Source organism: Bacteroides sp. D1 (genome assembly GCF_000157095.2).
GTDB lineage: Bacteria > Bacteroidota > Bacteroidia > Bacteroidales > Bacteroidaceae > Bacteroides > Bacteroides xylanisolvens.
This window is the reverse complement of the sequence record NZ_JH114350.1, coordinates 1-12,386: the sequence shown is the minus strand read 5'-3', so window position 1 is coordinate 12,386 and position 12,386 is coordinate 1. Positions and strand designations below refer to the sequence as shown.

At 38.0% G+C, this 12,386-nt stretch carries 6 protein-coding genes and 3 tRNA genes; 6 read left to right on the top strand and 3 right to left on the bottom strand.

Going from position 1 to position 12,386, the window contains the following annotated elements; all coding sequences use genetic code 11:
- Positions 1–350 precede the first annotated feature (350 nt).
- Together BSAG_RS04750 and gyrA are read right to left on the bottom strand one after the other, a co-directional pair.
- Entirely contained in the window at positions 351–1,565 is a 1,215-nt protein-coding gene (locus BSAG_RS04750; protein ID WP_004314509.1) for a tetratricopeptide repeat protein, read from the bottom strand.
- Between the two features lie 32 nt (positions 1,566–1,597).
- Positions 1,598–4,174: a DNA gyrase subunit A gene (gene gyrA, locus BSAG_RS04755; RefSeq protein ID WP_004314508.1), complete on the bottom strand. Its 2,577-nt coding sequence runs from the start codon at positions 4,172–4,174 to the stop codon at positions 1,598–1,600.
- A 354-nt stretch (positions 4,175–4,528) separates the two neighbouring features.
- Here gyrA and BSAG_RS04760 point away from each other — a divergent pair, with 354 nt between their 5' ends.
- From BSAG_RS04760 to BSAG_RS04785, 6 genes are all read left to right on the top strand, one after another.
- Entirely contained in the window at positions 4,529–7,057 is a 2,529-nt protein-coding gene (locus BSAG_RS04760) for an ATP-dependent Clp protease ATP-binding subunit (protein ID WP_004314507.1), read from the top strand.
- A gap of 133 nt (positions 7,058–7,190) precedes the next feature.
- Positions 7,191–9,236 (top strand): molecular chaperone HtpG, encoded by a 2,046-nt coding sequence (gene htpG / locus BSAG_RS04765; protein ID WP_004314506.1) that lies wholly within the window; start codon positions 7,191–7,193, stop codon positions 9,234–9,236.
- A gap of 171 nt (positions 9,237–9,407) precedes the next feature.
- Positions 9,408–11,708, top strand: coding sequence for a patatin-like phospholipase family protein (locus tag BSAG_RS04770; RefSeq protein WP_008022360.1), 2,301 nt, complete (start codon positions 9,408–9,410; stop codon positions 11,706–11,708).
- Positions 11,709–11,787: 79 nt separating this feature from the next.
- Positions 11,788–11,861: transfer RNA gene (locus BSAG_RS04775), tRNA-Arg, on the top strand.
- 20 nt (positions 11,862–11,881) lie between these two features.
- A tRNA-Arg gene (locus tag BSAG_RS04780) sits at positions 11,882–11,955 on the top strand.
- Positions 11,956–11,976: 21 nt separating this feature from the next.
- Positions 11,977–12,050 (top strand) — tRNA-Arg (locus BSAG_RS04785).
- Positions 12,051–12,166: 116 nt separating this feature from the next.
- Here the strand turns inward: BSAG_RS04785 and BSAG_RS04790 are convergent.
- A partial coding sequence (locus tag BSAG_RS04790) for a transposase (protein WP_008997708.1) occupies positions 12,167–12,386 on the bottom strand: 220 nt, incomplete at its 5' end.

The window sequence follows — 12,386 nt, the reverse complement described above, 5'->3', positions numbered from 1 at the left end:
CCAATGCGGTATGTATGATAGAAAAGGTCGAAAAGAAAAAAAGAAAGGCAGCATAATCTGACTAAAATAACAGGAAAAACAGGAGAGGTTTTAACTTCCCCTAAAAAAGACATGTACATAATGCATGGGTGGGAAGGAAAAAATAAGAATATGTAAACAATATTCTACAAAAAAGATAGAAGACTGGGAGAGTTGAACGAAAAAATCAAGAGAAAAGCTCACGTAAAGCAAAGCTTTTCTCTTGATTTTTTAGAAAGAGGAACATTTACTGAATATCCCTAAAAAAAGAAGGTTACTATTTCTAGCAACCTTCCTCCCTTTTTCAAGACTTATAATTTTCCTGAAAACGATTACTTCATAAGCTTATCAATTTCTTCAAATTCAGGTCCCATATTCAAGTTATAGTAAACTCTATAAAGACCTTGTAACCATAAATCTTGTTGATCAGGTTTCAAAGCTCTAGCTTTTTCATAGAATGGTTTAGCTTCTTCGTAGAATTTCTTAACTACAGCCTGTGCTTCAGCATATTTAGGATCATTGATATCTGTTGTTGCTTTATCAGCATAATCCTGTGCTTTCATCAAATATACCAAACCCACATTTGAGTATGCTTCTGCATATTCCGGATCAGCCGCAATAGCTTTCTTGTAGTATTCAATTGCATTATCATATTCTTTCATATTATGATAAAGATATGCTTTTACATACAAATACAACTTATTATTCGGATCATTAGATAACATTCTATCAGCAAACTCCATAGCTTTTGAGGCTTGATTAGAGCTATTATAATAATCAACCAAATTAGCAAAGAAATAATCATTTCCAGGGAACTTTAGGATACCCTCTTCCAAAGATTTAATCCAAGCAACAGTATCACCTTTAGCTTTATAAGCATCAGCCATCAATTGCATTGCAAATTTACCTCCGTCCTTATCAGATAAAGCCATTGGGGCATACTTAATAATTGCATCTTTATCACCTACCCTATCAGCAGCCAATGTAGCATAATATGCAATTTGTGGGATAAGAGTATCATTCTTAGCCAATTCTTTATCAGCTAACATTGGGTAAGAAGCTGATTCAACATATGTTGCAAAGAATTTCAAGGCTTCTTTATTCTTATCCAAGTTAAAATACTGAATACCACCATTAATCAAATTAGGACGTTCAGCCAACATACTTGAAGCATTTGCTTTCCGGTATTTGTTTTTAACTTTCCCCTTTTCATTAGGTATTTCCGCTAATTCATCACACTTAGTATAGTACTCATACATTTTCAGAATGCTATTATACACTTTCAATGTATCATACGGTTTTTTCAAAAAAGCATTTTTCATTTGCTCTTCGTTGATACGTCTCTGAATAAATCCAGCAACGTCCCATGTGTCAGCAAGATCCTTCGTTTCAGGATTCTTCATAGCTTCTTTAATAAGCTGCTCAGCCTGCTTAAAATTAGGTTTTACGTCATTAGCCATACTCTTTGCTTCTTTCACATTTTTCATCTGTGCGAATGAGAAGCTAACAGCCATCAATAAAACCATCGAAAATAATACTCTTTTCATGATTGTTGTTTGATTAATTATTAATATTATGTCTATTCCTCGATTTCGTTGTTGCTTTCGTTTTCATTTACGTCTGCTGCATCATCAATATCAGGAGCATCAGCATTTGGATCACTCACAATTGTTCCTTCTGCTTCTTCTGCCGGAATTTCATCTTCAAGACTTTCTGTCATAACCTTACATACCGAACCAATCTGGTCGTTACGTTTTTCTAGATTTATCAGACGGACACCTTGAGTAGCACGACCCATAATACGAACATCAGCCACTTTCAAACGAATAGTGATACCAGACTTATTGATAATCATCAAGTCATTTTCATCGGTTACTGACTTGATTGTTACCAACTTACCTGTTTTTTCGGTAATATTCATGGTCTTCACACCCTTACCGCCACGGTTTGTCTTACGATAGTCTTCTATTTCAGAACGTTTACCATATCCTTGTTCGGAAACTACCATTACAGATTCTGTCTCCAAATCTTTGATACAAATCATTCCTACTACTTCATCCTGACCATCATTATCCAACGTAATGCCACGTACACCTGTTGCTGTACGTCCCATTACACGAACTGCTGCTTCATGGAAACGAATTGCACGTCCATTGCGGTTTGCAATGATGATTTCATTATTTCCATTCGTCATACGAACTTCAATTACGCTATCATCTTCGCGGATAGTTATAGCATTTACACCATTCTGACGTGGGCGAGAATACTGTTCTAGTAATGTTTTCTTTATTACCCCTTTCTTAGTACAGAACAATACATAATGACTATTAATAAACTCAGAATCCTCCAAACTCTTCACACGCAAGTATGCAGTTACATTATCGTCCGAGTCAATATTCAACAAATTCTGAATAGCACGTCCCTTAGAATTCTTCGTTCCCTCAGGTATTTCATATACTTTCAGCCAATAGCACTTGCCTTTTTGTGTAAAGAACATCATCGTATTGTGCATGGTAGCAGGATAGATATGTTCTACAAAGTCTTCATCACGGGTCTCCGTACCTTTCGAACCTACACCACCACGATTTTGTGCACGGAATTCAGTCAACGGAGTACGTTTGATATAACCCATGTGAGAAATTGTAATAATCATCTGATCATCTGCATAGAAGTCTTCCGGATTGAACTCTTCTGAAGAATAAACGATTTCAGAACGACGTTCATCTCCATATTTCGTTTTAACTTCCAACAATTCATCTTTCATTACCTGACGGCATACTTCATCATCAGCCAAAATACTTTCCAAATAAGCTATCTGCTTCATTATTTCTTCGTATTCCGCATGAAGCTGATCCTGCATCAGACCTGTCAATTGACGCAAACGCATTTCTACAATTGCGCGAGACTGAATTTCTGTCAGGTTGAATCGCTCAATCAAGCCTGCAATAGCGTCATTAGGAGTTTTTGCTGCACGAATGATACGAATTACTTCATCAATATTATCCGAAGCGATAATCAAACCTTCAAGAATGTGCGCACGTTCTTTCGCTTTACGAAGATCGAACTGAGTACGACGAATAACAACTTCGTGTCTATGTTCGATGAAATATTTAATTAAATCTCTCAGATTCAACGTTTTTGGACGTCCATGAACCAAAGCAACATTGTTTACGCCAAAAGATGTCTGCAAAGCTGTCATTTTATAGAGTTTGTTCAACACTACACTTGCATTTGCATCACGTTTGATGTCAATAACAATGCGCATACCGTCACGGTCAGACTCATCGTTGGCATTTGAGATACCTTCTATTTTCTTATCATTTACAAGATCAGCTATATACTTAATCAACTCGGCCTTATTTACATTATAAGGAATCTCGGTTATTACGATCTTATCATGTGTCTGTCCGCTTTCGATTTCGGCTTTCGCACGCATAATTACACGTCCTCGTCCAGTCAAATATGCCTCGCGTACACCACTCACACCATATATAAACCCACCAGTAGGAAAATCTGGTGCTTTGACAAATTCCATCAGTTCCTCTACTGTAATTTCCGGATTATCAATATATGCTTCACATGCTTCAATTACTTCCGAAAGATTATGAGGAGGCATATTGGTAGCCATACCTACAGCGATACCGGATGCTCCGTTCACCAGAAGATTCGGGATACGTGTCGGCATAACTTTAGGTTCTACCAACGTATTATCAAAGTTAGGCTCAAAATCGACGGTTTCCTTATACAGGTCATCCATCATTGCTTCACCCAACTTATTAAGACGAGCTTCTGTATAACGCATAGCAGCAGGGCTATCACCGTCTACAGAACCAAAGTTTCCCTGTCCATCTACCAAAGGATAACGCATTGCCCATTCCTGAGCCATACGCACCATTGCAAAATAAACAGAAGAATCTCCATGAGGATGGTACTTACCGAGTACCTCACCCACGATTCTGGCTGATTTCTTATAAGGTTTGTCTGAAGTATTGCCCAATTCCATCATTCCGTATAAAATTCTACGGTGAACAGGCTTAAATCCATCTCTAACATCCGGAAGGGCACGTGAAACGATGACCGACATGGAGTAGTCAATGTACGATGACTTCATTTCCTCCTCGATGTTAATCTTTATAATTCTGTCTTGTTCAAGCATTTAAAATGATTATTAATTATACATTCTACGGTTTGTGAAAAACCACGCTAAAGTACTACTTTTCCCCGATATACGAAAGTTTTTAGAAAGAAAGTTTTAGCATGACCGGGACGACAATTCATTAAACTTTAAAATTCGAAAATAAAAAGATAAAAACGATAAATATAATATGGAAAGATAGATAACATTGGTAAAAAAGAGCTGGATATTTGTTATACCTTATATATATAATGCAAATACACCGTTTTTATGGCACGCCATTTGTAGATATAAGAAATAAAGCAAATATTGCAATACAAACTTGATTAATGCGTATATTTGCCAGTGAATAACCCTTAGAAGAAAAGGAAAAGTATGAATAATCAATTCTCACAAAGAGTTTCCGACATTATCGTCTATAGTAAGGAAGAAGCGAATCGGTTGAGAAGTAGGTATATAGGCCCTGAGCACCTGCTTCTGGGAATCCTCCGTGACGGTGAAGGAAAAGCTATCGAGATATTGTCTAAACTCAACACCAATCTAGCTGCAATAAAGCAACAGATTGAAGCTCAACTGAAGGCAGAAGCTGATGATATGTTATTGCCTGATGCAGAGGTACCGTTATCTAATGATGCGGCAAAGATATTAAAAATGTGTATTTTAGAAGCTCGTGGAATGAAAAGTAACATCGCTGATACAGAACATGTATTATTGGCTATTTTAAGAGAAAAAAACAATATGGCCGCTTCTGTACTTGAAGCAAACGATATAAATTATGTGAAAGTACTGGAGCAAGCTACATTGCAGCCAGATATAAACTCTGGTATGGGTTTCACGGAAGACGATGATGATGACGAAGAAATGTCCTCTCCCCGTTCCGGCAGAGGTGGTTCGGACGAACGCCAACAGGCACAAACCGCTTCAAAAAAGCCGTCTAATGACACGCCGGTACTTGACAATTTCGGTACTGACATGACAAAAGCGGCAGAAGAAGGACGCTTGGATCCTGTTGTCGGCAGAGAGAGAGAAATCGAACGTTTAGCGCAGATCTTAAGCCGCCGCAAAAAGAATAATCCGATTTTGATTGGTGAGCCTGGTGTAGGAAAATCAGCGATTGTTGAAGGTCTTGCATTAAGAATCATTCAGAAAAAGGTTTCGCGGATTCTGTTTGATAAACGAGTGGTTGCTCTTGATATGACTGCTGTTGTAGCAGGAACCAAATATCGTGGACAATTTGAGGAACGTATTCGTTCCATTCTCAATGAATTACAGAAAAATCCGAATGTAATATTATTCATTGATGAAATCCACACGATTGTAGGCGCAGGTTCTGCGGCAGGTTCTATGGATGCTGCCAATATGCTAAAACCGGCATTGGCAAGAGGAGAAATACAATGTATCGGTGCTACCACTCTTGATGAATATCGTAAGAACATTGAGAAAGATGGCGCTTTGGAACGTCGTTTCCAAAAAGTAATAGTAGAACCGACTACCGCTGCCGAAACTTTGCAGATTTTGCGTAATATCAAGGATAAATATGAAGACCACCACAATGTGTATTATACGGATGAAGCATTGGAAGCATGTGTCAAGCTGACAGACCGCTATATCACAGATCGTAATTTCCCTGATAAAGCTATTGACGCTTTAGACGAAGCCGGTTCACGTGTACATCTTACCAATGTCAATGTGCCCAAAGAGATAGAAGAACAAGAAAAACTGATCGAAGAAGCCAAAAGCAAGAAAAACGAAGCTGTGAAATCGCAGAATTTCGAACTTGCAGCCAGCTTCCGTGATAAAGAAAAAGAGCTTTCTGTCCAATTGGATGAGATGAAAAAAGAATGGGAAGCCAATCTGAAGGAAAACAGGCAAACTGTTGATGCAGAAGAAATTGCCAATGTCATCTCAATGATGTCAGGCATTCCGGTACAACGGATGGCACAAGCTGAAGGTATCAAGCTCGCAGGTATGAAAGAAGATTTGCAGGCTAAAGTCATCGCACAAGATACAGCAATAGAAAAACTGGTTAAAGCTATTTTGCGAAGCCGTGTAGGGCTAAAAGATCCTAATAAGCCAATTGGCACATTTATGTTCTTAGGCCCGACAGGAGTTGGTAAAACTCACTTAGCAAAAGAGTTAGCCAAATACATGTTTGGTTCTGCTGATGCACTGATTCGTATAGATATGAGTGAATATATGGAAAAGTTCACTGTTTCACGCCTGGTTGGAGCACCTCCGGGATACGTAGGATATGAAGAAGGTGGTCAGCTGACAGAAAAAGTGCGCCGTAAACCATACTCGATTGTATTGCTTGATGAGATAGAAAAAGCACATCCGGATGTGTTCAACATCTTGCTTCAGGTTATGGATGAAGGTCGTCTGACTGACAGTTATGGCAGAATGGTAGATTTCAAAAATACTGTTATTATCATGACTTCCAATATAGGAACCCGTCAGCTGAAAGAATTTGGACGTGGCGTTGGTTTTGCGACACAAAGCCGCCTGGATGATAAGGAATTCTCGCGAAGCGTAATACAAAAAGCTCTAAACAAATCATTCGCGCCCGAATTCATCAATCGTGTAGATGAGATAATCACGTTTGACCAGCTTTCTCTGGAAGCAATAACAAAGATTATAGACATAGAGCTGAAAGGATTGTATGATAGAATAGAATCTATTGGTTACAAGCTTGTTATTGAAGATAAGGCGAAAGAATTTATCGCCGGCAAAGGATATGACGTACAATATGGCGCCCGTCCTTTGAAGCGAGCAATTCAAACTTATCTGGAGGATGGCTTATCCGAGCTCATCATTTCCTCCTCTTTGAAGGAGGGAGATACTATTCAGGTATCTCTCAATGAAGAAAAAGGTGAATTGGAGATGAAAGTTGTCACTCCGGAATAATATTATTTCCTGAATAAGAAAATAAAATAATATGCCATAATGTCAGACCTTCGGGTCTGGCATTTTTTTTGTCTCTATCTGAACAAACATCAATTAAAATTAATCAATAGATAAACTAAAAAATATACGTATTATGCAAAAAGGTAATATTGGGGTTACAACAGAGAACATTTTCCCTATCATTAAAAAGTTTTTGTACAGTGACCATGAGATTTTTCTGCGCGAGTTAGTATCCAATGCAGTAGACGCCACTCAAAAGCTGAATACGCTTGCTTCTATTGGCGAATTTAAGGGTGAACTGGGTGATTTAACCGTTCACGTTGAATTGGGCAAAGATACCATTACTATTTCTGACCGTGGTATCGGTTTGACTGCAGAGGAAATTGAAAAGTACATCAATCAAATAGCTTTTTCAGGAGCTAACGACTTCCTGGAGAAATACAAGAATGACGCAAATGCCATTATCGGACATTTCGGACTTGGCTTCTACTCTGCTTTTATGGTTGCAAAGAAAGTGGAAATTATCACTAAATCATACAGAGACGGTGCACAAGCCGTAAAATGGACTTGTGATGGCAGCCCTGAATTCACTATTGAAGAAATAGAAAAAGCCGATCGTGGATCAGACATCATCTTATACATTGATGATGACTGCAAAGAATTTCTCGAAGAAGCACGTATTTCCGAGCTTCTGAAGAAATATTGCAGCTTCCTTCCTGTTCCCATTGCATTTGGGAAAAAGAAAGAATGGAAAGACGGCAAACAAGTAGAAACAGCCGAAGATAATATAATCAATGATACCACTCCTTTGTGGACACGTAAACCTAGCGAACTTTCGGATGAAGATTACAAATCATTCTATAGTAAGCTATATCCAATGTCTGATGAACCACTATTCTGGATTCACCTGAATGTTGATTATCCATTCCATTTGACCGGTATCCTCTATTTCCCGAAGGTAAAGAGCAATATTGAATTAAATAAGAATAAGATTCAGTTATATTGCAACCAGGTATATGTTACAGACTCGGTTGAAGGTATTGTGCCGGACTTCCTGACTTTGTTACATGGCGTAATCGATTCTCCGGATATTCCGTTGAACGTTTCCCGTTCGTATTTGCAAAGCGACTCGAACGTGAAGAAGATTTCAACTTATATCACAAAGAAGGTTTCCGACCGTTTGCAGTCTATATTCAAGAATGACCGTAAGCAATTTGAAGAAAAGTGGAATGATTTAAAAATATTTATCAATTACGGAATGCTCACACAAGAGGATTTCTATGATAAAGCGCAAAAATTTGCCCTTTTCACCGATACAAATGACAATCATTACACATTTGAAGAGTATCAGACTCTTATTAAAGATAATCAGACAGATAAAGATGGAAACCTAATCTATCTGTATGCAAATAACAAGGATGAGCAATATAGTTATATTGAAGCTGCCACCAACAAAGGATACAATGTTCTGCTCATGGATGGCCAGTTGGATGTAGCTATGGTGAGCATGCTGGAACAAAAACTTGAAAAATCCCGTTTCACTCGTGTAGACAGCGATGTCGTTGACAATCTTATTGTAAAAGAAGATAAGAAAGGTGAAACGTTGGAAGCCAATAAACAGGATGCAATCACAACAGCCTTCAAGAGTCAATTGCCTAAAATGGATAAAGTTGAATTCAATGTCATGACACAGGCATTAGGAGAAAATTCAGCTCCAGTCATGATTACTCAAAGCGAATATATGCGTCGTATGAAGGAAATGGCAAATATTCAGGCCGGAATGAGTTTCTATGGTGAAATGCCTGATATGTTTAATCTAATTCTTAATTCAGACCATAAGTTGATAAAACAGGTATTGAATGAAGAAGAAAGCGCTTGCCAGGCAGAAGTAGCTCCGATACTTTCTGAAATGGACAATGTCAACAAACAACGCAATGAGTTGAAAGACAAGCAAAAAGATAAAAAAGAAGAAGAAATCCCCACATCAGAAAAAGATGAACTAAACAATCTGGATAAGAAGTGGGATGATCTGAAAAGTAAGAAAGAAGCTGTCTTTATCGGCTACGCAAGCAATAATAAAGTTATCCGCCAGCTGATTGATTTGGCCTTATTGCAAAACAATATGCTAAGAGGTGAAGCTTTGAATAACTTCGTAAAACGTAGCATAGAATTGATTTAATATCGCCCCTTTAAACATTACACATACTTCAAGAAAGAGCATTCAACGTTAAATACACGTTGTAATGCTCTTTTTCAATTTAAAACGATCGGTAAAATATCGATTAATTGAAAAGTATTGTATATATTTGAACACTTAATAGACAAAAAATTCAATTGTTTGATTTGGGTTATGAGAAAGATTTTTTTAGTGTTAATTACTTTATGGCTGATTATTCCGGCTATCCATGCCCAAAAAGTAGGACTTGTATTAAGCGGTGGTGGCGCCAAAGGGATGACACACATCGGTATCATTCGCGCTTTGGAAGAAAACAACATTCCTATTGATTACATTGCAGGCACTTCTATGGGAGCCATTATCGGTTCTTTATATGCCATGGGATACTCTCCTGACGACATGGTAGAACTTCTCAAGTCGGAAGACTTTAAACGATGGTACTCCGGAGAAGTGGAAGAGAAATATGTATATCACTTCAAAAAGAATCTTCCCACTCCCGAATTCTTCAATATTCGTTTTTCATTCAAGGATTCATTGAAAAGTTTGAAACCTCAATTCCTGCCTACCAGTGTTGTCAATCCGATTCAGATGAATCTCGTTTTTGTAGACCTATATGCACGTGCCACAGCCGCTTGTAAGGGAGATTTTGATAAACTTTTTGTTCCTTTCCGTTGCATTGCGTCCGATGTATACAACAAGAAACAATTAGTCATGAAGGAAGGAGATTTAGGAGATGCCGTCAGAGCTTCCATGAGTTTCCCATTCATGTTTAAGCCTATTGAAATAGACAATGTATTAGCCTATGACGGAGGTATTTATAATAACTTCCCTACAGATGTCATGAGAGATGATTTTCATCCGGATGTCATCATAGGAAGCGTCGTGTCAACCAATCCCACTAAACCCAAAGAAAATGATCTCATGAGTCAAATTGAGAATATGGTGATGCAGAAAACCGACTATTCCATTCCGGACTCCATGGGGATTTTAATGACGTTCAAATATGACAATGTTAATCTAATGGATTTTCAACGCATTGACGAATTACACGATATAGGATATAATCGAACCATCAGCATGATGGATTCAATCAAAAGTCGTATTCATCGGCGTGTAAATCTGGACAATATACGTTTAAGAAGAATGGTATACCGGAGTAATTTTCCGGAGCTACGCTTTAAAAATATCATCATCGACGGAGCTAATCCACAACAACAAGTATATATTAAAAGAGAATTTCATAAATCAGATAACAAAGAATTCACTTATGAGGATTTAAAACAAGGTTATTTCCGATTGTTATCTGATAAAATGATTTCCGAAATTATACCGCATGCAATTTATAATCCGGAAGACGACACCTACGATCTACATTTAAAGGTGAAATTAGAAAATAATTTTGCTGTGCGGTTGGGAGGAAATATATCCACTTCCAATTCCAATCAGATCTATCTGGGGCTTAGCTATCAGGATTTAAACTACTATGCCAAAGAGTTTATCCTTGATGGGCAACTCGGAAAAGTATATAATAACGTGCAGTTTATGGCAAAAATTGACTTTGCCACTGCCATTCCTACCTCATACCGTCTTATAGGTTCAATCAGTACTTTCGACTATTTCAAGAAAGACAAACTTTTTTCGCGAAATAACAAACCTGCCTTCAATCAGAAAGACGAACGTTTCTTAAAATTGCAGGTCGGCTTACCTTTCCTTTCGAGCAAGCGAGCAGAGTTTGGGGTCGGAATTGCGAAAATAGAAGATAAATATTTTCAGAAAAGCGTCATTGACTTTGGAAATGATAAATTTGACAAAAGTCGCTATGATTTATTTGGTGGATCAATCAGCTTTAATGGAAGTACCCTAAATTCTAAACAATACCCTACACGTGGATACAGAGAAGCTCTTGTTGCCCAGATCTTCGTTGGAAAAGAACGATTCTACCCGGGCGAAGGAAGTACCACCAACAACAATAATAAAGACCATCACTCATGGTTGCAATTATCATACATGAAAGAGAAATATCATAATATGAGTGAACATTGGGTTTTAGGGTGGTATTTGAAGGCATTATATGCCTCTAAAAACTTTTCCGAGAACTATACGGCCACAATGATGCAGGCTGGAGAGTTTTCGCCCACGCTACACAGTAAATTGACCTACAACGAAGCCTTTCGTGCCAATCAATTTGTGGGAGCCGGTATTCGGCCTATTTACCGTTTAAACCAAATGTTCCATCTTCGGGGAGAATTTTATGGCTTTATGCCCATTTATCCAATCGAAAAAAACTCGTTGAATAAAGCATATTATGGAAAAGCTTTCTCCAAGTTTGAATATTTAGGAGAAATTTCTGTTGTATGTCAATTACCTTTTGGAGACATCTCTGCATATGTAAATCATTATAGCTCACCGAAAAGGGAATGGAATGTCGGACTAAGTATAGGTTGGCAACTATTCAATTATCGGTTCATAGAATAATTTTCTACAAAAAAAGTCGTTGAAAAGCTTGCTAGTTCGGGAAAAGTCCGTATCTTTGCACCCGTTAAAACGAAATAATGGTCGCGTAGCTCAACTGAATAGAGTAGCTGACTACGGATCAGCCGGTTACAGGTTTGAATCCTGTCGCGATCACTTTTTTGAATTAACAAAATGGCCGCGTAGCTCAACTGAATAGAGTAGCTGACTACGGATCAGCCGGTTACAGGTTTGAATCCTGTCGCGGTCACTGAAAACTTACAAATTATAGGGTCGCGTAGCTCAACTGAATAGAGTAGCTGACTACGGATCAGCCGGTTACAGGTTTGAATCCTGTCGCGATCACTTAATCCTCTGCATTTTATGTGGAGGATTTTATTTTTCTCCCCATTTCATCGAAGAAATCGACCATTACTAAACAAAAAGGGGGTCAGTCCGAAAACCCTGTGGATATGTTAAATTCACACTGTCAGTTTGCATAATCTAAACATAAAGAATGGTATATCTCCTACTCCCCTAAACTGTGCTCTGAACGCTTTAATTTTTGCATTGAATGATTCTGCAAATGCATTCGTTTCCCTGCTAACGAAATAGTTTAGTATTGTTTCATAATAGTTCTGCATGGTATTTGTTACGGTTCTGAAACATCCGTATCCAAGCTTTTCTATTTTATTGTACCAC

Coding starts and splice junctions, on each gene's coding strand:
- BSAG_RS04750 (WP_004314509.1), bottom strand. CDS start 1,565: ATGAAAAGAGTATTATTTTCGATGGTTTTATTGATGGCTGTTAGCTTC.
- BSAG_RS04760 (WP_004314507.1), top strand. CDS start 4,529: ATGAATAATCAATTCTCACAAAGAGTTTCCGACATTATCGTCTATAGT.
- BSAG_RS04770 (WP_008022360.1), top strand. CDS start 9,408: ATGAGAAAGATTTTTTTAGTGTTAATTACTTTATGGCTGATTATTCCG.
- gyrA (WP_004314508.1), bottom strand. CDS start 4,174: ATGCTTGAACAAGACAGAATTATAAAGATTAACATCGAGGAGGAAATG.
- htpG (WP_004314506.1), top strand. CDS start 7,191: ATGCAAAAAGGTAATATTGGGGTTACAACAGAGAACATTTTCCCTATC.